Below are 25,442 nucleotides of genomic sequence, written 5' to 3' on the forward strand. Positions count from 1 at the left end.
GATGCTGAGGGACCCTGAGAGCGCCTCAGGGTCCTTCCGGATTCAGTGGGGTGCGATGGCTTCCTAGGCTGAGGCCGTGAACATCATCGCTACTCAAGCGCTCACCAAGACGTACGGGGGCGGGGTGACCGCCCTGGCCGATCTCACCGTCGAGGTCGAGGCCGGCGTCATCGGCCTTGTCGGCGCCAACGGCGCCGGCAAGAGCACGTTCATCAAAATCATGCTCGGCTTGATCGCGCCCAGCGCCGGCACGGTCCGGGTCTTCGACCTCGACCCGGTCACCCAGACCGACAAGGTGCGGGCCAGGGTCGGATACATGCCGGAGAACGACTGCCTGCCGCCCGACGTGTCGGCCGCCGAGTTCGTCACCCACCTGGCCCGGATGAGCGGCCTGCCGCGCACCACGGCCCGGGAGCGGGCCTCCGAGGCGCTGCGGCACGTCGGCCTCTACGAGGAGCGGTATCGGCAGATCGGTGGCTACTCCACCGGCATGAAGCAGCGGGTCAAGCTCGCCCAGGCGCTGGTGCACGACCCCGACCTGCTACTGCTGGACGAGCCGACCAACGGCCTCGACCCGGCCGGCCGGGACGCCATGCTCGCCCTGATCCACCGGATCGGCAACGAGTTCGGCATCTCCGTGGTGGTCTGCTCGCACCTGCTCGGCGAGGTCGAGCGGATCTGCGACTCGCTGATCGCCATCCAGGGCGGCCGCCTGCTGCGCGCCGACCGGATCTCCTCGATGACCGCCGCCTCCGACGTGCTGGCGGTCGAGGTCAGCGAGGGCGCCGACCAGCTCGCCGCCCACCTCACCCAGATGGGTCTGGTGGTGTCCCGCGACGGGCGGATGCTGCTGGTGCCGCTCGACTCGGACGCGGCGTACGACCGGATCCTGCGCGCCGTCACCGAGCTCGACCTCAACCTGCACCGTCTGGACCAGCGCCGGCACCGGGTGGCCGAGCTCTTCACCACGAAGGAGACCGCCGATGTCTGAGACCGGCGTCATCCATGACATCGGCTATCAGCGGTACACCGGCCCCCGGCTGGGCCGCGCCGCCGCGATCAACGCGCTCTACGTGCACGGGCTGCGTGCCGCGTACGGGCTGGGCCGCTCCGCCAAAGCCAAGATCTTCCCGTGGCTGGTCGCCGGCATCACCGTGCTGGTCGCGGTGATCATCGCGGCGGTCAAGTCGCAGATCCCGGACTTCGAGTTCGGTTACGCCGAGTTCGACGACTCGCTGAGCTGGCTGATCATCTTCTTCGCCGCGATCCTGGCGCCCACGCTGGTCTCCCGGGACATCCGCTCCGGGACGCTCCCGCTGTACTTCAGCCGCCCGCTGCGCGCCGCGGACTACGTGATCGCCAAGTTCCTGGCGATGACCACGGCCATCTTCCTGCTCCTCGGCGTCCCGCAGCTGATCATGTTCCTGGGCGCCGCGTTCACCACCAAGAAGGGCTTCTCCGGGGTCTGGGACGAGGTGCGGGACCTGGTGCCCGGACTGGGGTACAGCGTGGTCTGGGCGCTGCTGTTCACCAGCATCGGCCTGCTGATCGCGTCGCTGACCGGCAAGCAGGCGTTCGCCGCCGGCGGCATCGTCGCGGTGTTCCTGATGACCACCCCGGTGGTCGGTGTGATGAGCGTGCTGCCGTCCACCACCGCCAACCACCTGGCCGGCCTGGTCAGCCCGATGACTCTGATCAGCGGGTTCGGCTCCTGGGCGTTCGGCACCGAGATCGGCATCGACCTGGGCCGGTACGGCCCGATCTACGGCATCGAGGCGTTCTGCCTGATCGCCGCCTGCCTCCTGCTCCTGCTCGCCCGCTACCGGAAGGTGGCCGCGCTGTGACGACCTCTGTGGAACCCTCGGCCCCCGCGGTGCCGGACGACATCGCGCCCGGCGTGGTCGACCTGCGCAACGTCTCCCGCTGGTACGGCAACGTCGTCGCGGTCAACGACATCACCATGGCGCTCGGCACCGGCGTGACCGGCCTGCTCGGCCCGAACGGCGCCGGCAAGACCACGATCCTGCACATGATGGCCGGCTTCCTGGCCCCGTCCCGGGGTGCGGTCACCATCCACGGCAAGCCCACCTGGCGCAACCCGGCCGTCTATCGCGACCTGGGCCTGGTCACCGAGCGCGAGGCGGTGCACGCCTTCCTCACCGCCGAGCAGTTCGTGCTGGCCTGCGCCAAGATGCAGAAACTGCGTGACCCGGCCGGGGCCACCCGCCGCGCTCTCGAACTGGTCGAGATGACCGACGCCGCGAACCGCCGGATCGGCACCTTCTCCAAGGGCATGCGGCAGCGCACCCGGGTGGCCGCCGCGCTGGTCCACGAGCCGAAGGTGCTGCTGCTCGACGAGCCGTTCAACGGCATGGACCCGCGGCAGCGGATGCACATGATGGAGCTGCTGCACTCCCTCGGCGACAACGGGCACACCATCCTGTTCAGCTCGCACATCCTGGAGGAGGTCGAGCAGGTCGCCGGGCTGGTCCAGGTGATCGTGGCGGGCCGGCTCGCCGCCTCCGGCGACTACCGCAAGATCCGCCGGCTGATGACCAACCGGCCGCACGTGTTCGCCGTGCGCAGCTCCGACGACCGGCGGCTGGCGGTCGCGCTGATCGCCGAGAAATCGGTGGCCGGCATCGAGATCGAGAACGGCGGGATGACCGTCCGTGCCTCGGACTACGGCGACTTCACCCGCGCCCTTCCCCGTATCGCCCTCGACCAGGGGATCCGCCTGCACCAGCTGGTGCCGTCGGACGAGTCCCTGGAGAGCGTCTTCTCCTACCTGCTGGAGGCCTGATGTCGACCGTCGCCATGATCACGGCGCGCGGCCTCTTCGGCCGGCGCCGGGCGCTCATGCTCCTGCCGCTGCCCCTGCTGCTGATCGGCCTGGCGGCCGTCTGCAAGGCGTACGACCTGGACCCCACCCAGTGGGGCACCGCGGTCATCGTCGGGCTCGGCTTCGCCGTGGTGCTGCCGGTGGTGGCCCTGATCGTCGGCACCGGGGTCCTCGGCTCCGAGATCGACGACGGCACGCTGGTGCACATCCTGACCAAGCCGCTGCCCCGCCGGGACATCATCCTGGCGAAATTCGTGGTCGCCGTACTGGCCACCGCCGTCACCACCACGATCCCGCTCTTCGCGGCCGGCGCTCTGGCCGGCTCGGTGCAGTTCGGCGTCGCCCTCGCGGTCGCCGCGCTGGTCGGCTCGTTCGCCTACACCGCCCTGTTCCTGCTGCTCAGCCTGCTCACCAAGCGCCCGGTCCTGCTCGGCCTGGTCTACATCCTGATCTGGGAGGGCCTGCTGGGCCGCTGGGTGAGCGGCACCCGCGTCCTCTCCATCGAGCAGTACGTGATCACGATCGCGGACAAGCTCCACCCCACCACCATCCTCGACGCCAAGGTCGGTCTGATGACGGCCGCGGTGATGAGCGCGGTGTTCGTGGTGCTGTGCACGGTGGTCGCGATCAACCGCCTCGGCTCCTTCAGCCTGGCCGGCGAAACCAGCTGACCCCTCTCGACCCCGATGCCCCGCGCGGATCTCCCGCGCGGGGCGTTCCCGTTTCCGCCCGGGGCCGCCGATCTGCCCCGGCCCGCCACCGGTAACGATCATGCGTCCCGGGCCACGAAGCGCCCTTCGCGCCGACCCGGCCGCCGCCCACGGCCCGCCCGGCACCAGGCCGATCCACGTCCGGCTCACGGTCCGCTGCCCACCCTCGACCGTTGTCCGACATTTCCGGTACGCCCACAGCACCGTGCCCACCTACCGCTTCGGGCCGGCTCCCGGCTGGCGCCAGTGGCCCTGTCCCCGGTGGGGATAGGGCGGTCAGGGCCAGCCGGGGTTGTCGGGCTGGCGCTAGTGGCCCTATGCCCGGCCGGGACAGGGCCGTCAAGGCCAGCCGGCGGTTGTCGGGCTGGTGCTAGTGGCCCTATGCCCGGCCGGGACAGGGCCGTGAGGGCCAGCCGGCGGTTGTCGGGCTGGCGCCAGTGGTCCTATTCCGGGTGGGGATAGGGCGGTCAGGGCCAGCCGGGGGTTGTCGGGCTGGCGCTAGTGGCCCTATGCCCGGCCGGGACGGGGCGGTCGGGGCCAGCTGGGGTTGTCGGGCTGGTGCTGGTGGCCCTATTCCGGGTGGGGATAGGGCGGTGAGGGCCAGCCGGTGGTTGTCGGGCTGGCGCTAGTGGCCCTGTCCCCGGCCGGGATAGGGCGGTCGGGGCCAGCTGGGGGTTGTCGGGCTGGTGCTGGTGGCCCTATGCCCGGCCGGGACGGGGCGGTCGGGGCCAGCTGGCGTTGTCGGGCTGGTGCTGGTGGCCCTATTCCGGGTGGGGATAGGGCGGTCAGGGCCAGCCGGTGGTTGTCGGGCTGGTGCTGGTGGCCCTATCTCCGGGCGGGACGGGGCCGTCAGGGCCAGCTCGGCAGCACACGGCAGGGCTGGGCTTCAGGGGCGTACGGAAAGGGCGGGTCGTCGTGGTCGGACCGCGGGGGGCGGCGGACCGGAACCGGTCATGCGCCCGGATTTGACCGGGTCGCATCCCGCCTTGGCTGGTCGTGGTGAAAGGCGACGCCGCGGTTTCGTCGGTGGGTGCTTGTAGGTTGCGGCGTGACGGGGATGGATTGGACGGATGTTCGGGCCCGGGTGGCGGCCCTCGCCGCGCATCCGGGTGGCGCTGAGGTGTTCGGCGGGCGGCTGGGGCACGGCTGGATGCTGGAGCCGCCGCTGACGGCGGCGGAGCTGGCCGAGGTGGAGGGGCAGATCGGGAGCGAGCTGCCGGGGGAGTATCGGTCGTTTCTGCTGCAGGTGAGCCGGGGTGGCGCGGGGCGGCGACGGGAAAGTAGGCGGTGAGGCCGAGCGGACCGTGCGGGAAGCGGCCCCAAAAGGAAGCGGCCACAAAAGACGGCGGCCACAAAAGAAAGCGGCCCGGAAGCCGAACGCTCCCGGGCCGCTTGATCAGAAAGATCAGCCGGTGTTGCGCATGCCGGCGGCGATGCCGTTGACCGTGGTGAGCAGGGCGCGCTCCAGAGCCGTCGAGTCCGACGGGCCCCGGCGGGTGCCCGGCGCGGTCGGCAGCTGGCGGCCGCCGTCGCCCAGGTCGCGGTACTGACGGAGCAGGGCCACCTGGAGGTGGTGCAGCGGCTCCAGGTAGGTGTCGCGGACGCCGAGGGTGCGGGACAGCTCCGGCTGGGCCGCGAGGATCTGCGGCTCGCCGGTGATGGCCAGGACCTCCTGGACGGTCCGGTCGTACTCCGCCTCGATGGTGGCGAAGATCGGGTGCAGGTTCTCCGGGACCAGCGTCTCGACGTAACGACGGGCGATCGAGAGGTCGGTCTTGGCCAGCATCATCGCCACGTTCGACAGGAACGTGCGGAAGAACTGCCAGTTCTCGTGCATCTCGCCGAGCACGTCGCCCTGGCCGGCGGCGCGGACCGCGGCCAGGCCGGAGCCGACACCGAACCAGCCGGGGACGATCTGCCGGGTCTGGGTCCAGCCGAACACCCACGGGATGGCCCGCAGGCCGCCGAGCCCGGCGTCCGCGTTCGGCCGCTTGGCCGGGCGGGAGCCGATGTTCAGCGCGCCGAGCAGCTCGGTCGGGGTGGCCGCCCAGAAGTACGCCGGCAGGTCCGGGTTTTCCACCAGGGCGCGGTACGCCTGGAACGCCGCGTCCGAGGCGGTGTCCATGGTCGAGTCCCACACCGCGAGCCGGGCCGGGTCGACCGTCTGCGTGGTGTGCAGCAGCGTGGCCTGCAGCACCGCCGCCGTGGTCAGCTCGAGGTTCTCCCGGGCCAGGGCCGGCACGGTGTACTTGTCGGAGATGACCTCGCCCTGCTCGGTCACCTTGATCGCGCCGTCCAGCGTGCCGTACGGCTGCGCCAGGATCGCCTCGTGGGTCGGGCCACCGCCCCGGCCGACGGTGCCGCCCCGGCCGTGGAACAGCCGCAGCCGGACACCGTGCCGCGCGGCCACGTCACGCAGCGAGCGCTGCGCCTTGTGGATCCGCCACTGACTGGTGGTGATCCCGGCCTCCTTGTTGGAGTCCGAGTAGCCGAGCATGACCTCCTGCAGGTCGCCGCGCGCCCGGACGATCTCCCGGTACGCCGGCATCGACAGCATCTCGTCCAGCAGGTCGCCACCGGCGTCCAGCTCGGCCGGGGTCTCCAGCAGCGGCACGATGTTGACCCGCGCCCGCCCGGTCTGGATGTCGATCAGGCCGGCCTCGCGGGCCAGCACCGCCGCGGCGAGCACGTCGTCGACACCGAGGGTCATCGAGATGATGTAGGTCTCGATGACGTCCATGCCGAACCGGTCCTGCGCGTCCCGGATCGTGTGGAAGACGTCGAAGGTCTTGCGCGCCGAGTCGGTGAGCGGGGTGTCGGCGCTGGAGAGCGGCCGCCGCCCGGTCAGCTCGGTGGCGAGCAGTTTGGTGCGCTCGGTGCGGTCCAGGGTGGCGTAGTCCTCGACCTCGCCGACCTGGGTGTACATCTGCTGGAGCACCTCGTGGTGCTTCTCCGCGTGCTCGCGCACGTCGAGCGTCGCCAGTTGCAGGCCGAACGCCGACACCTGCCGGATCGCGGTGGCCACCACGCCGACCGCGGACAGCTGGCCGGAGTTGCGGGCCAGCGACGCACGCATCAGCTCCAGGTCGGCGATCAGCTCGTCGCTGCCCAGGTAGTCGCGGCCGGCCACGTGCGGGGTGCCGCTCTGCAGCCGGGCCCGGGTGTTGGCCAGCTTCGCCTTGATCGCCCGGACCTTCAGCCGGTAGGGCTCCTCGGCGTTGACCCGGCGGAACCGGGCCGCCACCTCGGGCAGGTTGTCCAGGTCCTGGGCCAGGCTGGCGGACAGGTCGAGGGAGACCCCGCGCAGCCGGCGGGAGACGGACAGCTCCTCGATCAGCTTGTCCATCACCTTCTCGGCGGCCTGGATGCCGTGCTCGTGCTGGATGAGCAGCACGTCGCGGGTGACGGCCGGGGTGACGAACGGGTTGCCGTCCCGGTCGCCGCCGATCCACGAGCCGAAGGTGAGCGGGCGCGACGTGGGCGCGGTCTCCACGCCCAGCCGGCGCAGCGTCTCGGCCAGGTCGTCGAGCACCTGCGGGGCGGCCTCGGCGTACAGGTCCTTGAGGTAGTAGACCGCGTTGCGCGCCTCGTCCAGCGGGTCCGGCCGGTCCAGGCGCAGCTCGTCGGTCTGCCATAGCAGGTCGATCAGCTCGGCGAACCGCTTGGTGGAGACCGTGGTGTCGGTGTCGCCGTAGAGCACCGCGGCGGCCGACTCGGCGTCCAGCGAGTCGGCGACCTGGCGCAGCTTGCTCAGGATCGAGCGGCGGGCGGCCTCGGTCGGGTGCGCGGTGAAGACCGGGCGGACCGCGAGCCGGCGGGCGGCCGCGGCGATCTCGTCGGCCGGGACACCCTGCTCGGCGATCCGCTTGGCGGCCTGGTCCAGCCAGCCGCCCTCCTTGGCGCGGCGCCGCCGCAGGTCCCGGGCGCGGTGCACCTGCTCGGTGATGTTGGCCAGGTGGAAGTAGGTGGAGAAGGCCCGGGCCAGCTTGGTCCCGGTGGTGATGTCCATCGCGGCGAGCCGCTCGGCGGCCGCCGGCGCGTCCTGGCGGACCAGGGCGCGGATCTCCTCGACCAGGTCGAGCAGGGGACGGCCCTCCTGGCGGGCCAGGGTCTGCCCGAGCAACGTGCCGATCCGGCGGATGTCGGCACGTAGCTCCGCGTCGGGCCCCTCTCGCTCGTCGAGATGGGCAGGCTGCTCTGTCATCGGGGCGCTCCTTCGCTCGGATGGCTCCAGGACGGCGCTGTCCCGACTTCGCCGATCGTATCGGCGTCCCCCGGCGCGGGGGTGAATTGAGTCAAGAGTCTCACGGTCGTTCAGCCGGTCCCCGTGCTGGTCCGGCCATCATCAAGATCAAGACCGATTTTCGGTACGCCCGGTCAGGCGGTCACCGGGACCGCGGGACGCACCGTCACGGGGACCCGCCGGTCGCCCGGCCCGGCGTTGCCCGGACGCGGTCGCGCGCCGATCACCGGTCCGGTGTTCCCGGCCAGGAGCAGCTTGCGCGGCGTCCCCCCGGTCCCGGCCTTGGTGACGAACGCGCGCCGGGCCGCCGCGAAACCGGACCGGTCCCCGAAGATGTCCCGGCTCATCTCGGCGAGTTCGCGGGTCTCGTACACCTCCAGCGGCACCCGCTCGGCCGCGAGCCGCCGCGCCTTCGCGGCCCGTCGCTTCCGTGCGGTCCGCGGGTCCGCGTGCCGCTCGGCCAGCAGAGCGAGCCACTGCGCGTACGCCTCCGGGTGCCGCGGCCCGACCTCGTCGACCAGGCCGATCCGGACCGCCTGGGCGGTGCTCACCGGCAGCTTCTCGTCGACCAGCCGCTGGGCGCGATCTGCGCCGACCCGCCGCGGCAGGGTGAAGGTGTGCAGCTCGGAGCCGTACAGCCCGATGTCGTAGTACGGGTTCAGGACGATCCCGTCCCGGGCCGCGACCACGTCGGCGCCCAGCCCGAGCATCACCCCGCCGGCCCCGGCGTTGCCCGCGTAGGCGGCCACCACCACCTGCCGGGTGCAGGTGATGATCTCCCGGCACACCTCGTTGATCGCCCGGATGTTCGCCCACGCGGCGCCGGCCGGGTCCGGTGCCACCTCGATCACGTTGAGGTGGATGCCGTTGCTGAACGCCTCGGTCCCGCCGCGCAGCACCAGCACCCGGGTGTCCTGCGCGGCCGCGTGCCGCAGCCCGGCCAGCAGGCGGCGGCAGTGCCCGGGCGCCATCGCGCCGTTGTAGAAGTCGAAGTGCAGCCAGCCGACCGCGCCGGTGCGGCGGTAGCGGATCTGCCGGTACGTGTGCGCCGCCTCCGGCTCCTGCTCCGCCGCGAGCGGCGAGTTGGGCACCCCGCGCAGCCGCTCGGCCAGCGCCGTGGTGGCCGGCACCTTGATCCCGGTCTCCCGGGTACGCAGGTGACCGAGCCACAGGCTGCCGTCCCCGGTCGCCACCAGCACCGCGCCCTGGCGGCGGCTCAGCAGCGCGCCGGGCCGGCTGCTCCGGGCCACGCCGCGGTGCGCGTCGTAGACGTACGCCGGCAGCCCGCCCACCTCGGTCAGCACCCCCGGCGCGCCGTCCGCGGCGCGGATCCGCCGCAGGATCGTGTCGGTCGACTCGCTCCAGTCGAAGGCCCGGTCGGACTGCCGCATCAGCGGCCGGGGCCCCGCGCCGGGCGCCAGGGTCGGCGCGTTCTCCGCCGGAACCGGCGTGAACGCCGGGTCGGCGGCCTTGGCCACCACTTCGAGGGCGCACTCCAGCGCCGCGTCCGCGACCGGGCCGGCGTAGAGCGCGGACTTGCGCGGCGGGGCGGCCGGCACCGGGAAGGTCCGGGTCGCCCAGATCGGCCCGGCGTCCAGCTCCTCGACCGCCTGCAACGCGGTGACGCCCCAGGTCCGCGCGCCCTCGGTGATCGCCCAGTCCAGCGAGGACGGCCCGCGGTCGCCGACCGGGCCGGGGTGCAGGATCACCGTGCGCCGGTGCTGCCAGATCGCGGCCGGCACCCGGTGCTTGAGGAACGGGCAGAGGATCAGCTCCGGGTCGGCGGCGTGCACCTCGTCGGCCATCTGCTCGTCGTTCCCGGCGATCACCAGGCCGACCTGGTGCCCGGCGTCGCGCAGCGCGCACCAGATCCGCTGGCTCAAGCCGTTGAACGCGCTGACGAGCAGCAGGATCCGCACGTTGCCTCCCCTAGGTCCGCCAGGAAGTCTCGCCGGGCCGTCGCCCGCATGTCGGACATGCGGTGCGATAAGGCGCACGCCGCGGGAAGTGTCGGTGGGCCGGACTAAGCTGTGTGACACAGACCCCCGCCCCACCGGGCGACCGGGGTTGTTCGTCGTGCCCTCGGGGGGTCTTCGTCATGCAACTCGCCGGTCTGCTCCCGGCCGCCCTGCGCGACCGCGGCCTCGCCCGAGCCCGTGATCTGGCCCGCAAGGGCTTCGTCGACTCGGACGCGCTGGACCTGACCGCGCCGGTCTCGCTGCGCCCGTTCGTGGTGGCCACGGTGGCCGGTCCGGGCGACGTCGGCGGCGCCCAGCGCCCGGTGCTCGCGGTCACCGCCACCTCCCGCGAGGCGGACGACCTGGCCGACGCGCTCGGCTGCCTGCTCGAGCCGGGCCGGGTCGCGGTCTACCCGTCCTGGGAGACGCTGCCGCACGAGCGGTTGTCGCCGCGCTCGGACACCGTCGGCAAGCGGCTGGCCGTGCTGCGCCGGCTGGCCCACCCGGGCGAGCAGCCCTTGCAGGTCGTCGTGGCGCCGGTCCGGTCGCTGCTCCAGCCGCAGCTCAAGGGTCTCGGCGACCTGGAGCCGGTGGAGCTGGTCACCGGCCGCGAGGCGGGGCTGGAGGACGTCGCGCGCCGACTGTCCGACATGGCCTACGCCCGGGTCGACCTGGTCACCAAGCGCGGCGAGTTCGCGGTCCGCGGCGGCATCCTGGACGTCTTCCCGCCCACCGACGAGCATCCGTCCCGAGTGGAGTTCTGGGGCGACGAGGTGGAGGAGATCCGCACCTTCGCGGTCGCCGACCAGCGGACGATCGAGCAGGTGGAGCGCCTCTGGGCACCGCCCTGCCGGGAGCTGCTGCTCACGCCCGCGGTGCGGGAGCGGGCCGCGGCGCTCGGCGCGCGGCACCCCGAGCTGGCCGAGATCCTCGACAAGCTGGCCGAGGGCATCCCGGTCGAGGGGATGGAGTCGCTGGCCCCGGCCCTGCTGGACGGCACAGACAGCATGGAGTTGCTGATCGACTGCATGCCGGCCGGGACGCACGTGCTGCTCTGCGACCCGGAGCGGATCCGGACCCGGGCGCACGACCTCACCCGGACCTCCGACGAGTTCCTGGAGGCGTCCTGGGCGGCGGCCGCCGTCGGTGGCGAGGCGCCGATCGACGTCGGCGCGGTCGCCTTCCGCAGCCTGGCGGATGTGCGCGCGCACGCGGCGACCCTGCATCAGCCCTGGTGGACCCTGTCGCCGTTCGGGCTGGCCACGGCCGACTCGGAGCAGCCGCTGCCGTGGGAGGACGCGCCTTCCGTGGAGGTCTCGCCGGACTCCGGTGACGCGGTCGCCCTGGCCGCTCAGCCCGTTCCGCTCTATCACGGCGACACGGCTCGCCTGGCCGGCGATCTGTCCCAATGGTCCGCCGCGGGGTGGGCGATCGCGCTGGTCTTCGAGGGCAAGGGCACCGCGCAGCGGGCCACCGAGCTGCTCCGCGACGCCGGTCTCGGGGTCACCCCGGCCGACTCGATCAGCACGCCGATCCAGGACGGCCAGCTGCTGGTCACCTGCGGCGGGCTGAACCACGGCTTCGTCGACGAGGCGTCCCGGCTCGCGGTGATCACCGGCAACGACATCTCCGGCGGCCGCGGCGCGTCCACGAAGGACATGCGCAAGATGCCGGCCCGCCGGCGCAACACGATCGACCCGCTCGAGCTCAAGATGGGCGACTTCGTCGTGCACGAGCAGCACGGCATCGGCCGCTACATCGAGCTGGTGCAGCGCACCGTCAACGGCGCCGACCGGGAGTACCTGGTGATCGAGTACGCCGCGTCCAAGCGCGGCCAGCCCGGCGACCGGCTCTACGTGCCCACCGACCAGCTCGACCAGCTGTCCCGCTACGTCGGCGGCGAGCAGCCCACGCTGCACAAGATGGGCGGCGCCGACTGGCAGAAGAGCAAGGCCCGGGCGAAGAAGGCGGTCAAGGAGATCGCCGCCCAGCTCATCCAGCTGTACGCGGCCCGCCAGGCCTCCAAGGGCCACTCCTTCGGGCCGGACACGCCGTGGCAGCGCGAGCTGGAGGACGCCTTCCCCTACACCGAGACCCCGGACCAGCTGGCCGCCATCCACGAGGTCAAGCACGACATGGAGCTGCAGACCCCGATGGACCGGCTGATCTGCGGCGACGTCGGGTACGGCAAGACCGAGATCGCGGTGCGCGCGGCGTTCAAGGCGGTGCAGGACGGCAAGCAGGTGGCCGTGCTGGTGCCCACCACGCTGCTCGCCCAGCAGCACTTCAACACGTTCACCGAGCGGATGAGCCAGTTCCCGGTGCAGATCAAGCAGCTGTCCCGGTTCCAGACGCCGAAAGAGGCCGCGCTCACCCTGGAGCAGGCCGGCGACGGCACCGCCGACATCGTGATCGGCACGCACCGGCTGCTCTCCAAGTCGACCCGGTTCAAGAACCTCGGCCTGATCATCGTGGACGAGGAGCAGCGGTTCGGCGTCGAGCACAAGGAGCAGCTCAAGGCGCTGCGCGCGTCGGTGGACGTGCTGACCATGTCGGCCACCCCGATCCCGCGGACCCTGGAGATGGCGATCACCGGCATCCGGGAGATGTCCACCATCGCGACCCCGCCGGAGGAACGGCACCCCGTGCTGACCTACGTCGGGGCGTACGACGACAAGCAGGTCGCCGCCGCCATCCACCGCGAGCTGCTCCGCGACGGCCAGGTGTTCTACCTGCACAACCGGGTCGAGTCGATCGACCGGGCGGCGCGCAAGCTGCGCGAGCTGGTGCCCGAGGCGCGGGTCGCGGTGGCGCACGGCCAGATGAGCGAGGAGCAGCTGGAGAAGGTGATGGTCGGCTTCTGGGAGAAGGAGTTCGACGTCCTGGTCTGCACCACGATCGTCGAGTCCGGCATCGACATCCCGAACGCCAACACGCTGATCCTGGAGCGCGCCGACCTGCTCGGCCTGGCCCAGCTGCACCAGATCCGCGGCCGGGTCGGCCGGGGCCGGGAGCGGGCGTACGCGTACTTCCTCTACCCCCGGGACAAACCGCTCACCGAGCACGCGCACGAGCGGCTGGCCACCATCGCCCAGCACACCGAGCTCGGCGCCGGGATGTACGTGGCGATGAAGGACCTGGAGATCCGCGGCGCCGGCAACCTGCTCGGCGGCGAGCAGTCCGGCCACATCGAGGGCGTCGGCTTCGACCTGTACGTGCGGATGGTCGGCGAGGCGGTCAGCGCGTTCAAGGGCGAGCGCCCCGAGGAGGAGCCCGAGGTCAAGATCGACCTGCCGGTCGACGCGCACCTGCCCACCGACTACATCGCGGTCGAGCGGCTACGCCTGGAGATGTACCGGAAACTCGCCGAGGCCCGGGACAACGTCCGGCTGGAGGAGGTCATCGCCGAGATGACCGACCGGTACGGCGAGCCGCCCGCCCCGGTGGTGAACCTGATCGCGGTGGCCCGGTTCCGCCAGCTGGCCCGGGCGTACGGGCTGACCGACGTCTCGATGCAGGGCAAGCATCTGCGGTTCGCCCCGCTCGACCTGCCCGACTCCAAGCAGCTGAGGCTCAAGCGGTACCACCCGGACTCGGTCTACAAGGCGGCGAACGAGCAGGTCAGCGTCCCGCGGCCGAGCACCCGGCGGGTCGGCGGCGAGCCGCTGCGCGACCAGGAGCTGCTCCAGTGGTGCGCCCAGCTGCTCAAGGACGTGCTCGGCGACGCGCCCGTCCCGGCCCGCGTGTGACGGATCACATTGTGCGTGAGACAGTGTTGACCATGCAGCGTACCCGCCGACTCGCATCCATGGTCGTCGTCGCGTCCCTTGCGATCGCCGGCCTGTCCGCCTGCCGTTCCGCCCCGACCGTCGCCGCCTATGTCGGCGACGCGCAGATCCCGGAGAGCCGGGTGCAGGACATCTGGGACGACGCCCGGGCGGCGTTCGACGCGGACGCCGAGGCCAAGCTCGCCGAGGCGCGCAAAGCCGTCGACGACGCGAAGGCGCAGCTGGCGACCGGCCAGGCGACCGAGCTGGACGTCAAGACGGCCGAGGACGCGCTCGCGCAGGTGCCGACCCGGATGCCGATCGAGCGGGCCGACGTGGTCAGCGTCCTGGTCAGCCGGAAACTGTACGACCAGCTGGCCCAGCGGCACAGCGTCTCGCTCCCGGCCGAGTTGGCGTACGACCGGGCCGGCGCCGCCGTCGGACTGCCGGCCTCCACCGAGTACGTCCGGCTCTACACCCAGAACGCGGTCCTGCAATACCTGGTCTCGCAGTCGCTGACCGGCGCCGCCGCGCTCAGCGACGCCGACCTGAAAGACGTCTTCCAGCGCGCCGAGAAGCGGAACGCGATCCGGCCCGGCACCACCTTCGAGTCCTTCCGCAGCGGGCTGAACGCCCAGTTCACCGAGGACCTGAAGAACGGCGTGGCGCTGCGCAACGAGCTCACCTCGGTGGCCGGGCCGCTGCACATCACGATCAACCCGCGGTACCAGCCGATGGAGATCGTCACCTACTCGTACCCGCTCCAGAACGCGCCGGCGCTCGACCTGGTCGGCGCGCCCCTGGGCGACCAGCGGTCCGGCCTGCCGGTCACCGACCTCTCTTGAGCACCCGGATCGTCCTGCTGGTCACCTCGCCGCGCCTGCCGGCGGGGTTGCTCACCGCGGAGGCGTGGGACACCGTGCGCTCCGGCCCGGTGTTCGCCGCGGCCGACTCCGAGCAGGCGGTGGCGCTGCGGGCGGCCGGCGTGCCGGTCACCGTGCTGGACACCGACGCGCAGGGGCTGCTCGACGCGATCGGCGCCGCCCCGCTCGCGGTCTGGCTGGCCGGTCCGCACGGCGACCAGCCGTTCGCCCGCCAGCTCGGCCTGCGCCTGGCCCGCGAGCCCGGCCTGGCCGAGCTGGAGCTGATGTACGGCTCCTGGGACCCGCCCGGCGCCCGGCTGCTGGACGCGGTCGCGGTGATGGACCGGCTGCTCTCGCCCGGCGGCGACCCGTGGAAACGGGCGCAGAGCCATCGCACCCTCGCGCCCTACCTGCTGGAGGAGAGCTACGAGGCGTACGACGCGATCGAGCGCGGCGACCTGGACGAGCTCCGCGAGGAGCTGGGCGACGTGCTGCTCCAGATCGTGCTGCACGCCCGGCTCGCCGAGGAGCTGCCGGACGGGCGGGCGTGGAACGTCGACGACGTCGCCGGGACCCTGGTGGAGAAGATGGTGCGGCGCAACCCGCACGTCTTCGCGGGACAGCGGGTCGAGGACATCGAGGAGATCACCGCCAACTGGGAGCGGATCAAGCGCGAGGAGAAGGCGCGGGAGTCCGTCCTGGACGGGGTGGCGCTGAGCCAGCCGGCCCTGGCGCTGGCAGCCAAGGTCCTGCAACGGGCCGGCCGGGGCGGGGTGGAGGTGCCGCTGCCGGCCGATGACGACCTCGGTCCGGCGCTGTTGCGGCTGGTCGCCGAGGCGCGTGCGGCGGGCCGGGATCCGGAGGCCGAATTGCGGCGGGCCACTTTGGCGTACGCCGAAGCCGTGCGTGCGGCGGAAATTGTCGGACCCGCCGAGTAGTTTTCTCGGCATGCCCGAGTTTGTGCCGCTCGCCGACCGCATCGCCGACGCTCTGCTGGAGAGCGACCCCGTGACGGCTCTCTACGCAGGCGATCATCGCTTCGACGATCGCCTGCCCGACCATTCCGCCGGCGCGGTGCAGGCCCGGGTCGCCATGCTGCGCGACGCGGCCGACGCGCTCAGCGGGATCGACGCCGACGCGCTCGACCCCGAGGAGCAGGTCGACCACGCCATCCTCACCGCCCAGGTGGAGCGCGGGCTGTTCGAGCTCACCGACGTCCGCGAGCACGAGTGGAACCCGTTGGAGCACAACCCCGGCCCGCTGCTGCACGGCCTGCTGTCCCGGCCGTTCGCGCCGGCCGCCGAGCGGCTGGAGAGCCTGCGCGGCCGGCTCGCCGCGCTGCCCGACGCGCTGGCCACCGCCCGGTCGGTGTTGCGCGGCGTGCCACGGGTGCACGCCGAGACGGCGGCCGGCCAGTTCGCCGGCACCGCGGGGCTGATCCGCGACGAGGTGCCGGTGCTGCTCGCCCAGGAGCCCGGGCTGCGCGAGACGGTCCAGCCGGCCGCCGACGCCGCGCTGGCGGCGCTCGGTGAGTTCGACGGCTGGCTGCGCGGCCGGCTGGAGAGCGGCGAGCCCGGCCGCGACCCCCGGCTCGGCCGCCGCCTGTGGGAGGCGCGGCTCTGGCACACCCTGGACACCGAGCTCTCGGCGGCCGAGGTGCTCGCCCGCGCCCAGGCCAATCTCGACCGGGTCGGTGGCGAGCTGCGCACCCTCGCCGCCGAGCTGGTGGGCGGCCCGGCCGACGACGCGACCGTGCGCCGGGCGCTGGACACCATCGCCGAGCGGCATCCGGACAACGACACGATCGTCGGCCTGGCCAAGCTGACGATGGACGAGGCGACCGCGTTCGTCCGGGAGCACGACGTGGTGTCGCTGGTGGACGACCCGTGCGTGATCGAGGAGATGCCGGAGTTCGCCCGCGGCGTCGCGGTGGCCTATTGCGATCCGCCCGGCCCGCTGGAGACCGCCGACGTGCCGACGTTCTACTGCATCTCCCCGGCCCCGTCGAGCTGGCCCGCCGAGCGCGTCCGCAGCTTCTACCGGGAGTACAACCACGAGATGATCCGGAATCTCACCGTGCACGAGGCGATGCCCGGGCACTTCCTCCAGCTGGCGCACGCCCGGCGGTTCCGGGGGAGCAGCAAGGTGCGGGCGCTCGGCTGGTCCGGCCCGTTCGTCGAGGGGTGGGCGGTCTACACCGAGGAGCTGATGGCCGGCCTCGGCTTCGGCGGCCCGGCGGTGAAACTCCAGCAGCTCAAGATGCAGCTCCGGATGAGTCTGAACGCGATCATCGACCAGCTGGTGCACTGCGACGGGCTGGCCGAGGCCGAGGCGATGGCGCTGATGACCGAGCGCGGTTTCCAGGAGGAGGGCGAGGCGGCCGGCAAGTGGCGGCGGGCCCTGCTGACCTCGACGCAGCTCTCCACCTACTTCGTCGGCTACACGGAGGTGTCCGCGCTCGCCGCGGCCCGGCCCTTCGGCGCGACGCCGAAAGCCTGGCACGACGCGATGCTGGCGCACGGCTCCCCGCCGCCCCGCCACCTCCGGGCGCTGCTCGGCGTCTGAGAGACAGGGTGCCCGACCGGCGGGCCGGTCGGGACCTATGGCATCTCGTGCCGGGCGAGCCGCCGGGGCAGGGTGGTGATCGGGAGCCGGGAAAGCCTCGAGCCGGAAAGGAAGGCGATCACCTGGACCGATGGTCGAGCACCGGAACGCCGGGCGGGAGCTGGAAGCCGCGGGGATCAGCGGTGGAGGTGAGGTCGGTGAGCGTGACCTCCAGCCTCGTCCCGGCCACGGTGCCACTGAAAGCGGCCAGCGTTCCGTCGCCGGTCACGCAGGCCTCGAAACCGGACGGCCCGCCCCACCGGACGCAGGACGCGTGCCGCTGGGCGATCGTGGTGTCCCGCTGAGCGATGGTCAGCGCCGGGTCGGCCTCGGCCGAGCGCAGCATCGTGGCGACCGCCTCCGGCGTGATCAGCCCGGAGGCCGGGGGCAGCTGCGGATCCGCCTTCGCGGTGATCACGCAGGCCCGGGTGTCGCAGCGGGTCGTGTCGGCCGGGCTGACGATGAGGCGGCCGGCGGGCCAGCGATACACCGTCCGCGCCGGGTCCTGGGCCCGGACCACCGTGGCGGTGTCGCCCCCGGCCAGGCGGTACGTCGCCGTGTAGGTCGCCGTGGCGGAGTCGGCGAGCTGACCGGCGAGCGTGGCCACCGCGTCGGCCGGACCGACCCCGGCGGCGCCGGCCGGATCGATGCCGGTGCAGGCCGTCACGGCGAGCAGCGCGCCCGCGGCCAGTAATCCATTCAGCGAACGACGGCGGGCCACGGTCACACCCTGGTGCACCCCCGCGGCCACGCGCAAACGATATCCGGCGATCAATGAAACGACGAAGACAATCGTTTTGTTCAGGCGGACTCCGCCGTTTTGGTGCGCATCAGGAGCTGATACCGCATGACATAACGGCGAATGATCTTCGCCTGCCACTCCTCCGGGTCGTACAGCGCCACCATCTCCACCGAGAGCGGCCCGCGTACCGGCACCTGCTGGCGCATCGCGCTGGCCTTGATCACGGTGCCGGTCAGGTCCACCACGTCCGGCCCGAGCTGCACCTGCAACGCCACCTCGTGGCCGGGTCGCACCTCGACGTCGGTGAAGTGGGCGCGTACCGAGCGCTCGCTGATGTCGTGGATCCAGCCGATCGCGTCCGGCAGGTCCGGCCGGGTCATCACGACCGGCTCACCGCCGCCGCCGCGCACGTAGAGCCGGCTCTGGCTGATCTGCGGCTCGCCGATCAGCCGCAACTCGGCCCGGTTCTCGTCGACCGCGGCGACCGCGGCGGACACCACGAACCGGCCCCGGGGCGCGGCCGACCAGCGCAGGGTCACCGTGGCGCCGGCGAGCGGCACCTGGGCACGGGGGAGCGAGACGGTCACGGCCGCGGCGGAGGCGGCCACGACACGGACACCGGGGTGGGTTTCGCCCCCGGCCTCCATCTCGATGCGTGAGCCGTCCTCGGGAAACAGGCTGCTGCTCATAGTGCCCCCTGTTTCGGCAGGCGGGCCGCGGTTTTGAGGCATACCGGCCGGTGAAGTTGGCCGGCGGGACGACGAACTCCATCGCATACCGGCCGGTGAAGTTGACCGGCCGGGCGAACATGCGACAGGTGGGCTCGATACGCTCAGAGGCGTGGTCGGCCCGCAGGGTCGCGGACCGAAACGGTATTCGTACAACGCTTAGGGAGCGACACCACAAATGGCCACCATTGAAGCGATCGTCGCCCGCGAGATCCTGGATTCCCGGGGCAACCCGACCGTCGAGGTCGAGGTCGGTCTGGACGACGGCACGGTCGGCCGCGCGGCGGTCCCGTCCGGCGCCTCCACCGGCGCGTTCGAGGCGCTCGAGCTGCGCGACGGCGACAAGGGCCGTTACCTCGGCAAGGGCGTGGAGAAGGCCGTCGCCAACATCGAGGACAAGATCGCCGACGAGCTGATCGGTTACGAGGCGAGCGAGCAGCGCCTGATCGACCAGAAGATGCTCGACCTGGACGGCACCGACACCAAGTCGGAGCTGGGCGCCAACGCGATCCTGGGCGTCTCCCTCGCGGTCGCCAAGGCCGCCGCGCTCTCCGCCGAGCTCCCGCTGTTCCGTTACGTCGGTGGCCCGAACGCCGCCGTCCTGCCGGTCCCGATGATGAACATCGTCAACGGTGGCGCCCACGCCGACTCGAACGTCGACGTGCAGGAGTTCATGATCGCCCCGATCGGTGCCCCGACCTTCCGCGAGGCCCTGCGCACCGGCGCCGAGGTCTACCACGCGCTCAAGTCGGTGCTGAAGAAGAAGGGCCTCTCCACCGGCCTGGGCGACGAGGGTGGCTTCGCGCCGAACCTGCCGGCCAACGCCGCCGCGCTGGACCTGATCGCCGAGGCCGTCCAGGCCGCCGGCTTCTCCCTGGGCAGCGACATCGTGCTGGCCATGGACGTCGCCGCGACCGAGTTCTACTCCGACGGGGCGTACGTCTTCGAGGGCTCGCCGAAGTCGACCGACGAGATGATCGCCTACTACGCGAAGCTCGCCGCCGACTACCCGATCGTCTCCATCGAGGACCCGCTGGCCGAGGACGACTGGGCCGGCTGGAGCTCGCTCACCGAGCAGCTCGGCAACAAGATCCAGATCGTCGGCGACGACCTGTTCGTCACCAACCCGCAGCGCATCGCGCGCGGCATCGCCGAGGCAGCCGGCAACGCGGTCCTGGTCAAGGTGAACCAGATCGGCTCGCTGACCGAGACCCTGGACGCCGTGGACCTGGCCCACCGGGCCGGCTTCAAGACGATGATGTCGCACCGCTCCGGTGAGACCGAGGACACCACGATCGCCGACCTGGCCGTCGCGGTCGGCTCGGGCCAGATCAAGACCGGCGCCCCGGCCCGCTCGGACCGCGTCGCCAAGTACAACCAGCTCCTGCGCATCGAGGAGCAGCTGGAGAGCGCCGCCCGGTACGCCGGTGCGGGCGCGTTCCCGCGTTACCGGGTCGCGTAACACCGGACCGGCAGATCATGGAGTGTGGCACCCACCCGCCGGCGGGTGCCACAATCCGTGACGGTCGCATCGAGCGGGGGGAGGGGTGAGATGACGCAGCGGCGCATGCCGAGCGGTCAGGGCCCGTCCCGCCGCACGGGTGGCGCGAGCGGCCGTCCCGGCACGTCCCGGACCCGGGCGACCGGTCCGATCCGGACCGAGGCCCGCCCGACCGTCCGGGTCCCGTCGCGCACCGCCCGGCCGGCCGGCTCCCGGCGCACGTCGCAGTCCGGCGGCCCGGCCGCCAAGCGCACCGCCGCGCCCCGCCCACGCTCGCTGACCAGCCGCGCCACCGTGCTTCTCGCGATCTTCGTGGTCCTCGCTCTGGCCTACACCTACCCGCTGCGGGTCTATTTGCAGCAGGAGGCGCAGATCGCGGAGATGGAGCAAGCGCAGTCCGCCCAAGCGGCCAAGATCGCCGAGACCCGCAAGGAACTGGCGAAATGGCGAGACGACGACTACATCCGGATCCAGGCCCGGGAGCAGAACTTCTTCGTGCGCCCCGGTGAGACGCCGCTGCGGGTCTATTCCGACCCGGACGCCGCGGCCCGTGAGTCCGATCAGAAATCCCCGGCGGCCGCTCCCGACCGCTGGTACGACACGCTGTGGCACAGCGTCCAAGCCGCCAACGCGGAGCCCTCGAACTGATGGAAGCACCGACCCCCGCCGACCTCGACATCGTGGCGGCCCAGCTCGGCCGCCGCCCCCGCGGCACCCGGGCGATCGCGCACCGCTGCCCGTGCGGCAACCCGGACGTGGTGGAGACCTCGCCCCGGCTGGACGACGGCACGCCGTTCCCGACCATGTATTACCTGACCTGCCCGCACGCCACCGCCGCCTGCTCCCGGCTGGAGTCGGCCGGCGTGATGCGCGACATGCAGGAGCGGCTGAGCACCGACCCGGAGCTGGCCGCGCACTACGCCCGGGCGCACCAGGACTACCTGGACCGCCGCCAGGCGATCGACGACGTGCCGGAGATCCACGACATCTCGGCCGGCGGCATGCCGGACCGGGTGAAGTGCCTGCACGTGCACCTCGGGCACGCGCTCGCGGCCGGCCGCGGGGTGAACCCGTTCGGCGACGAGGTGCGCGACGCCGTCGAGCCGTGGTGGGCCGAGGGCCCCTGCGTCAAGCGCGACGAATGCTGATCCGCCGCGCCCGGACCGGGGACGTCAAGGCGATCCGTGCCCTGGTCGACACGTACACCACGGACCGGCGGCTGCTCAGCAAGGCGACGGTCACCCTCTACGAGTCGGTCCAGGAGTTCTGGGTGGCGGCCGACGAGGACGGCACGGTCACCGGCTGCGGTGCCCTGCACGTGATGTGGGAGGACCTGGCCGAGATTCGCACCGTCGCGGTGCACCCGGACAAGCGCGGTCACAAGATCGGCCACAAGATCGTCGCGGCGCTTCTCGACCAGGCGCGCGAGTTGGGCGTACGCCGAGTCTTCTGCCTCACCTTCGAGACCGGGTTCTTCGGCTCCTTCGGGTTCACCGAGATCGACGGGGCGCCGGTGCCGCACGCCGTCTACGAGCAGCTGCTGCGCTCCTACGACGAGGGCGTCGCCGAGTTCCTGGACCTGGAGCGGGTCAAGCCGAACACGCTGGGGAACAAGCGAATGCTGCTGCACCTATGAAGGCGGGCGCCGTACCCGTGCGGGTCGCCGCCATCGACTGCGGGACGAACGCGATCCGCCTGCTGATCGCCGACGTCGACGGTGACCGGCTGACCGACGTCAGCCGCCGGATGGAGATCGTCCGGCTGGGCGAGGGCGTGGACCGTACCGGGATGCTGTCGCCTGCCGCGATCGAGCGGACCCGGGCCGCGCTCGCGGACTACGCCGCGGAGATCGCCGCCGCCGGCGTCCGGCGGACCCGGATGTGCGCCACCTCGGCCTCCCGGGACGCGTCGAACGCGCAGGACTTCCGGGACATGGTGCGCGGCGTGCTCGGCATCGACCCCGAGGTGATCACCGGCGAGGAGGAGGCCACCCTCTCCTTCCTCGGCGCCGTCAAGGGGCTCGACGCCCCCGGCCCCTACCTGGTCTTCGACCTGGGCGGTGGCTCCACCGAGTTCGTCACCGGCACGGACACCGTCGAGCGGGCGATCTCGATGGACATCGGCTGCGTCCGGATGACCGAGCGGCACCTGCACGGCGACCCGCCGGCCGCGGACGAGCTCGCGGCGGCCGAGAAGGACGTCACGGCGGCCGTGGACACCGCCCTGGCGGCCGTCTCCGGCCGGGCGGCGCGCACCCTGGTCGGCCTGGCCGGCACGGTCGCCACCGTCGCGGCCCTGGCGCACGACCTGCCCGAGTACGACTCGGCCCGCATCCACCACAGCCGGGTCAGCCGGGACGAGGTCAGCCGGGTCACCGACGAGCTGCTGCGGATGACGGTCGAGCAGCGGCGGGCGCTGCCGGTGATGCACCCGGGCCGGGCCGATGTGATCGGCGGTGGGGCGCTGATCATGCGCGTCGTCATGGAGCGCTCCGGCCATCAGACGGTGATCGCCTCGGAGCACGACATCCTCGACGGGATCGCTTTCGGTCTGGCCGTCTGACGCACCGGACCTCCCCCGAACGGGCGGGCCGGATTGCCGGTTCGGCCACTTTTCGTCACCCCCGTGTTGCGGGAGGGGCACCCTGCGTCATTTTCCCAGGAAAGTCTCAGGGCGCGTTCTGTGATCGTCGATAACCGCAGGTGAAGTGGGGTCGCGCGATCCATCGGCGGGTCGTTATCCTCGCCTGCCAAGCGATCGGGCATCGATCGTGCGTGAAAGGAAGCGACAATGTCGAACCCGGTCGAGCCGAACCCGTACGGCGCGAACGTCCCGCCCGCCCCCGGCGGCCAGGCCTTCCCGCCGCCGAACGCCGGCGCTCCCGGTTACCCGCCGGCCCCCGGCGCCACGGGCTTCCCGCCGGCCGGTGGCGCCCCGGGCTTCCCGCCCGCCCCCCGGCATGCCGCCGGCCGCGCCGAAGAAGTCGGCCGGCAAGAAGGTGCTCAGCATCCTCGGCGTGATCGCCGTGATCATCGTGATCGCCGGGCTGAAGTTCGGCCTGCGCACCGCGCTCGCCTCGGACCCGACCGAGGACGCCAAGGTCGGCGACTGCATCTCGGTGAACAGCGCGCTCAAGGACGAGGCGTCGGACACCGACGCCAAGATCGTCGAGTGCTCCTCGTCGGACGCCAAGTTCACCGTGATCGGCCGCGTCGACGGCGTCAGCGACGTGAACAGCACCGCGTGTGACAAGTTCTTCAAGGAGGGCGAGGAGGGCGCCGTGCTCTCCAGCGACAAGGGCAAGGGCTACCTGCTCTGCGTGAAGACCAAGTAAGGCACCTCGCGGAGGTCCCCGGGGGTGGTGCGTCGTCACGGCGTGCCACCCCCGGTGGCATTCTGGTCCGGTGCAACCGTCCGAGGGCTCACCGCGTACCCCAGAAGGGGTTGCCGCACAGGCGGCCGCGGCCGCCTCGCTGACCGCGCTCGACGCCCGCGTCGCGGATTGTTTCGCCTGTCCCCGCCTGGTCGCGTGGCGCACCGACGTCGCCACCGTGAAACGCGCCGCGTTCCGTGACCAGCAGTACTGGGGGCGCCCGGTGCCCGGCTTCGGCCCGGCCGACGCCTCGATCGGCATCCTCGGCCTCGCGCCCGCCGCGCACGGCGGCAACCGGACCGGCCGGATCTTCACCGGCGACCGCTCCGGTGACGTGCTCTTCGCCGCCCTGCACCGGGCCGGCCTGGCCAACCAGCCGACCAGCGTCGCCGCCGACGACGGCCTGGCGTTGCGGCACACCCGGATCTTCGCGGCGGTCCGCTGCGCGCCGCCGGACAACAAACCCACCCCGGAGGAGCGCGACACGTGCGCGCCCTGGTTCCAGCGTGAGCTGACGCTCATCAAACCCACCCTGAAGGCTGTGGTCACGCTGGGCGCGTTCGCCTGGGCCGCCTGGTGGCCGGCAATGCGATTCGCGTACGCCGTGAGCCCGCCCGTCCCCCGTCCGAAATTCGGGCACGGCGCCGAGGTGCACCTGCCCGGCGTGCCCCCGGTGCTGGGCTGCTTCCACGTCAGCCAGCAGAACACCTTCACCGGACGGCTCACCCCCGCCATGCTCGACGAGGTGTTCACCCGTGCGAAGGATCTGGCGGGCCTGGCATGATGCGAGACCTGTCCGGTTCCCTCCTCGAGTCACGGATCTGAAACCGCCCGCATGGACCTCATGATCGTGCGCCGTTGGTGGCCGCTGGCCGCCGTCATCGGGCTGCTCTTCGTGCTCTCGCTGGCCGCCACCCGGTCCGCGCCGCAGCTGGACCGGATCACCCCGCGGACCACCGCGACGCCCACCCAGGCGCCGCTGCTGCCGCCGACCCAGCACCCGACGCTGGAGCAGAGCGCGCCGCCGCAGGCCGAGCCCGCCCAGGGACTGCCGGACTGGATCGGCACCGCGACCACCGTGATCCTGGTGATCCTGGTCGTCGTCATGGTGGTCGTGCTCTCCTGGGCGCTGATCCGCGACGCCGGCCGCCGGCGGAGGAACCGGACCGGCCGCCGTGTCCCGCGCCGCGCCGGGCAGACCGCCGAGGACCTGGTCGCCGCGCTGGACGCGGGCCTGGAGGAGCTCTCCGACACCGACCGCGACCCGCGCCGCGCGGTGATCGCCTGCTGGGTGCGCCTGGAGCAGGCGGCCGCCGCGGCCGGCACCCCGCGGCACCCCGGCGACAGCCCCACCGACCTGGTCGGCCGGTTGCTCGCCGAGCAGCAGGTGGACGCGACCGTGCTGGCCGCGCTCATGGAGGTGTACCGGGAGGCGCGGTATGCCACGCACGCCGTCGACGACCGGATGCGCCAGCAGGCCCGGTACGCGCTGGAGCGCTTGCGGGCCGACCTGGGGGCGCTGACATGAGCGATGAGGGGCTCAGCGGACTGTTCTCCGACGGTGGCGCGCCGGCGAGGGAGACCGCGCCGCGGATGCGCCGGCGGCGCTCGCCGGCCGCCCGGATCGTCGGCAACGTGGTCCTGGTCGCCGCGGCCACCGTGGTCGTGGTGGCCGCGCTGCGGGCCGGCTCGGTGCGCGCCCCGCTGCTGCTGGTGATCGCCCTGATCGCCGGACTGCGCCTGGTCACCATCGCGGCCGCGGCGGTCCGTCCGCCGAAACGCGGTAAGGGCGGCGCGGGCGCCGGCGGCGGCTCGGCCCGGGCCACCGACTCGCTGCGGGCCACCGTGCGCCGCTGGGAGCGGACACTGGACAAGGCGCACTCCGACCCGGACACCTATGCGCGTAACGTTCTGCCGGTGCTCGGTGAGATCGCCGACGAGCGGCTGCGGCTGCGCCACGGCCTGACCCGGACCAGCGATCCGCGTCGCGCCCGGGAACTGCTCGGCGAACAGGCCTGGGCGGTGCTCGCCGACCCCGGCCGGCGCGGGCTCAAGACGCGGGACCTGGAGACGTACGTGCAAGCGATGGAACGACTGTGAGAAAGGTGCGC

22 protein-coding genes are annotated in these 25,442 nt (G+C 72.3%); 18 read left to right on the forward strand and 4 right to left on the reverse strand.

The genetic code is table 11. The features are described from left to right. The first annotated feature begins 76 nt into the window (after window positions 1–76). The 5 genes from Aiant_RS25190 to Aiant_RS25210 all read left to right on the forward strand — a co-directional run bounded on the left by Aiant_RS25190 (window position 77) and on the right by Aiant_RS25210 (window position 4,843). Window positions 77–991: an ABC transporter ATP-binding protein gene (locus Aiant_RS25190; protein ID WP_189329301.1), complete on the forward strand. Its 915-nt coding sequence runs from the start codon at window positions 77–79 to the stop codon at window positions 989–991. Beyond that, entirely contained in the window at window positions 984–1,844 is an 861-nt protein-coding gene (locus tag Aiant_RS25195; protein WP_189329302.1) for an ABC transporter permease, read from the forward strand. Before Aiant_RS25190 ends, Aiant_RS25195 begins: the two co-directional genes overlap by 8 nt. Next, a complete protein-coding gene (locus Aiant_RS25200; protein ID WP_425322617.1) occupies window positions 1,841–2,803 on the forward strand; it encodes an ABC transporter ATP-binding protein in 963 nt (320 codons plus the stop codon). Before Aiant_RS25195 ends, Aiant_RS25200 begins: the two co-directional genes overlap by 4 nt. Beyond that, on the forward strand, window positions 2,803–3,513 hold the full coding sequence (locus tag Aiant_RS25205) for an ABC transporter permease (RefSeq protein WP_189329303.1): 711 nt from the start codon (window positions 2,803–2,805) through the stop codon (window positions 3,511–3,513). Before Aiant_RS25200 ends, Aiant_RS25205 begins: the two co-directional genes overlap by 1 nt. Window positions 3,514–4,600: 1,087 nt before the next feature. Continuing rightward, window positions 4,601–4,843, forward strand: coding sequence for an SMI1/KNR4 family protein (locus tag Aiant_RS25210; RefSeq protein WP_189329304.1), 243 nt, complete (start codon window positions 4,601–4,603; stop codon window positions 4,841–4,843). A gap of 114 nt (window positions 4,844–4,957) precedes the next feature. Here Aiant_RS25210 and ppc read toward each other — a convergent pair whose 3' ends face one another. Together ppc and Aiant_RS25220 are read right to left on the reverse strand one after the other, a co-directional pair. After that, window positions 4,958–7,756 carry a phosphoenolpyruvate carboxylase gene (gene ppc, locus Aiant_RS25215; protein ID WP_189329305.1) on the reverse strand — a complete coding sequence of 933 codons (2,799 nt, stop codon included), beginning with the start codon at window positions 7,754–7,756 and terminating at the stop codon, window positions 4,958–4,960. 173 nt (window positions 7,757–7,929) lie between these two features. Further along, a complete protein-coding gene (locus Aiant_RS25220; protein ID WP_189329306.1) occupies window positions 7,930–9,714 on the reverse strand; it encodes an enoyl-CoA hydratase-related protein in 1,785 nt (594 codons plus the stop codon). Window positions 9,715–9,893: 179 nt separating this feature from the next. Here Aiant_RS25220 and mfd point away from each other — a divergent pair, with 179 nt between their 5' ends. From mfd to Aiant_RS25240, 4 genes are read left to right on the forward strand one after another with little or no spacing between them, the layout of a single operon-like run. After that, a complete protein-coding gene (gene mfd / locus Aiant_RS25225) occupies window positions 9,894–13,502 on the forward strand; it encodes a transcription-repair coupling factor (RefSeq protein WP_189329307.1) in 3,609 nt (1,202 codons plus the stop codon). A gap of 32 nt (window positions 13,503–13,534) precedes the next feature. After that, a complete protein-coding gene (locus Aiant_RS25230; protein WP_189329308.1) occupies window positions 13,535–14,365 on the forward strand; it encodes a hypothetical protein in 831 nt (276 codons plus the stop codon). Continuing rightward, on the forward strand, window positions 14,362–15,321 hold the full coding sequence (locus Aiant_RS25235) for a nucleoside triphosphate pyrophosphohydrolase (protein WP_189329309.1): 960 nt from the start codon (window positions 14,362–14,364) through the stop codon (window positions 15,319–15,321). Before Aiant_RS25230 ends, Aiant_RS25235 begins: the two co-directional genes overlap by 4 nt. Window positions 15,322–15,331: 10 nt before the next feature. Further along, a complete protein-coding gene (locus Aiant_RS25240) occupies window positions 15,332–16,948 on the forward strand; it encodes a DUF885 domain-containing protein (protein ID WP_189329310.1) in 1,617 nt (538 codons plus the stop codon). Window positions 16,949–17,066: 118 nt separating this feature from the next. Here Aiant_RS25240 and Aiant_RS25245 read toward each other — a convergent pair whose 3' ends face one another. Both Aiant_RS25245 and Aiant_RS25250 read right to left on the reverse strand, forming a co-directional pair. Beyond that, window positions 17,067–17,738: a hypothetical protein gene (locus tag Aiant_RS25245; protein ID WP_189329311.1), complete on the reverse strand. Its 672-nt coding sequence runs from the start codon at window positions 17,736–17,738 to the stop codon at window positions 17,067–17,069. Between the two features lie 50 nt (window positions 17,739–17,788). After that, window positions 17,789–18,418 (reverse strand): hypothetical protein, encoded by a 630-nt coding sequence (locus Aiant_RS25250; RefSeq protein WP_189329312.1) that lies wholly within the window; start codon window positions 18,416–18,418, stop codon window positions 17,789–17,791. Window positions 18,419–18,635: 217 nt separating this feature from the next. On the opposite strand from Aiant_RS25250, the gene eno reads away from it, so the two are divergent. The 9 genes from eno to Aiant_RS25295 all read left to right on the forward strand — a co-directional run bounded on the left by eno (window position 18,636) and on the right by Aiant_RS25295 (window position 25,431). After that, complete coding sequence (gene eno / locus Aiant_RS25255; RefSeq protein ID WP_189329313.1) at window positions 18,636–19,919, forward strand: phosphopyruvate hydratase; 1,284 nt, start codon at window positions 18,636–18,638, stop codon at window positions 19,917–19,919. Between the two features lie 90 nt (window positions 19,920–20,009). Further along, a complete protein-coding gene (locus Aiant_RS25260; protein ID WP_189329314.1) occupies window positions 20,010–20,606 on the forward strand; it encodes an FtsB family cell division protein in 597 nt (198 codons plus the stop codon). Continuing rightward, window positions 20,606–21,106, forward strand: a complete 501-nt coding sequence (locus Aiant_RS25265; RefSeq protein WP_189329315.1) for a DUF501 domain-containing protein — start codon at window positions 20,606–20,608, stop codon at window positions 21,104–21,106. Before Aiant_RS25260 ends, Aiant_RS25265 begins: the two co-directional genes overlap by 1 nt. Then, window positions 21,100–21,594, forward strand: a complete 495-nt coding sequence (locus tag Aiant_RS25270; RefSeq protein WP_189329316.1) for an amino-acid N-acetyltransferase — start codon at window positions 21,100–21,102, stop codon at window positions 21,592–21,594. The genes Aiant_RS25265 and Aiant_RS25270 overlap by 7 nt, the downstream gene beginning before the upstream one ends. Next, window positions 21,591–22,520 carry a Ppx/GppA phosphatase family protein gene (locus tag Aiant_RS25275; protein ID WP_189329317.1) on the forward strand — a complete coding sequence of 310 codons (930 nt, stop codon included), beginning with the start codon at window positions 21,591–21,593 and terminating at the stop codon, window positions 22,518–22,520. The genes Aiant_RS25270 and Aiant_RS25275 overlap by 4 nt, the downstream gene beginning before the upstream one ends. 364 nt (window positions 22,521–22,884) lie before the next feature. After that, window positions 22,885–23,292 (forward strand): LppU/SCO3897 family protein, encoded by a 408-nt coding sequence (locus Aiant_RS25280; RefSeq protein ID WP_189329318.1) that lies wholly within the window; start codon window positions 22,885–22,887, stop codon window positions 23,290–23,292. Between the two features lie 70 nt (window positions 23,293–23,362). Next, complete coding sequence (locus tag Aiant_RS25285) at window positions 23,363–24,115, forward strand: uracil-DNA glycosylase (protein ID WP_189329319.1); 753 nt, start codon at window positions 23,363–23,365, stop codon at window positions 24,113–24,115. A 51-nt stretch (window positions 24,116–24,166) separates the two neighbouring features. Beyond that, a complete protein-coding gene (locus Aiant_RS25290; protein ID WP_189329320.1) occupies window positions 24,167–24,859 on the forward strand; it encodes a DUF4129 domain-containing protein in 693 nt (230 codons plus the stop codon). Next, complete coding sequence (locus Aiant_RS25295) at window positions 24,856–25,431, forward strand: hypothetical protein (RefSeq protein ID WP_189329321.1); 576 nt, start codon at window positions 24,856–24,858, stop codon at window positions 25,429–25,431. Before Aiant_RS25290 ends, Aiant_RS25295 begins: the two co-directional genes overlap by 4 nt. The last annotated feature ends 11 nt before the right edge of the window (window positions 25,432–25,442 follow it).

This window comes from Actinoplanes ianthinogenes (assembly GCF_018324205.1).
GTDB lineage: Bacteria > Actinomycetota > Actinomycetes > Mycobacteriales > Micromonosporaceae > Actinoplanes > Actinoplanes ianthinogenes.

Coding starts and splice junctions, on each gene's coding strand:
- Aiant_RS25275 (WP_189329317.1), top strand. CDS start 21,591: ATGAAGGCGGGCGCCGTACCCGTGCGGGTCGCCGCCATCGACTGCGGG.
- ppc (WP_189329305.1), bottom strand. CDS start 7,756: ATGACAGAGCAGCCTGCCCATCTCGACGAGCGAGAGGGGCCCGACGCG.
- Aiant_RS25295 (WP_189329321.1), top strand. CDS start 24,856: ATGAGCGATGAGGGGCTCAGCGGACTGTTCTCCGACGGTGGCGCGCCG.
- mfd (WP_189329307.1), top strand. CDS start 9,894: ATGCAACTCGCCGGTCTGCTCCCGGCCGCCCTGCGCGACCGCGGCCTC.
- Aiant_RS25230 (WP_189329308.1), top strand. CDS start 13,535: ATGCAGCGTACCCGCCGACTCGCATCCATGGTCGTCGTCGCGTCCCTT.
- Aiant_RS25205 (WP_189329303.1), top strand. CDS start 2,803: ATGTCGACCGTCGCCATGATCACGGCGCGCGGCCTCTTCGGCCGGCGC.
- Aiant_RS25290 (WP_189329320.1), top strand. CDS start 24,167: ATGGACCTCATGATCGTGCGCCGTTGGTGGCCGCTGGCCGCCGTCATC.
- Aiant_RS25265 (WP_189329315.1), top strand. CDS start 20,606: ATGGAAGCACCGACCCCCGCCGACCTCGACATCGTGGCGGCCCAGCTC.
- Aiant_RS25270 (WP_189329316.1), top strand. CDS start 21,100: ATGCTGATCCGCCGCGCCCGGACCGGGGACGTCAAGGCGATCCGTGCC.
- Aiant_RS25195 (WP_189329302.1), top strand. CDS start 984: ATGTCTGAGACCGGCGTCATCCATGACATCGGCTATCAGCGGTACACC.
- Aiant_RS25240 (WP_189329310.1), top strand. CDS start 15,332: ATGCCCGAGTTTGTGCCGCTCGCCGACCGCATCGCCGACGCTCTGCTG.
- eno (WP_189329313.1), top strand. CDS start 18,636: ATGGCCACCATTGAAGCGATCGTCGCCCGCGAGATCCTGGATTCCCGG.
- Aiant_RS25250 (WP_189329312.1), bottom strand. CDS start 18,418: ATGAGCAGCAGCCTGTTTCCCGAGGACGGCTCACGCATCGAGATGGAG.
- Aiant_RS25260 (WP_189329314.1), top strand. CDS start 20,010: ATGACGCAGCGGCGCATGCCGAGCGGTCAGGGCCCGTCCCGCCGCACG.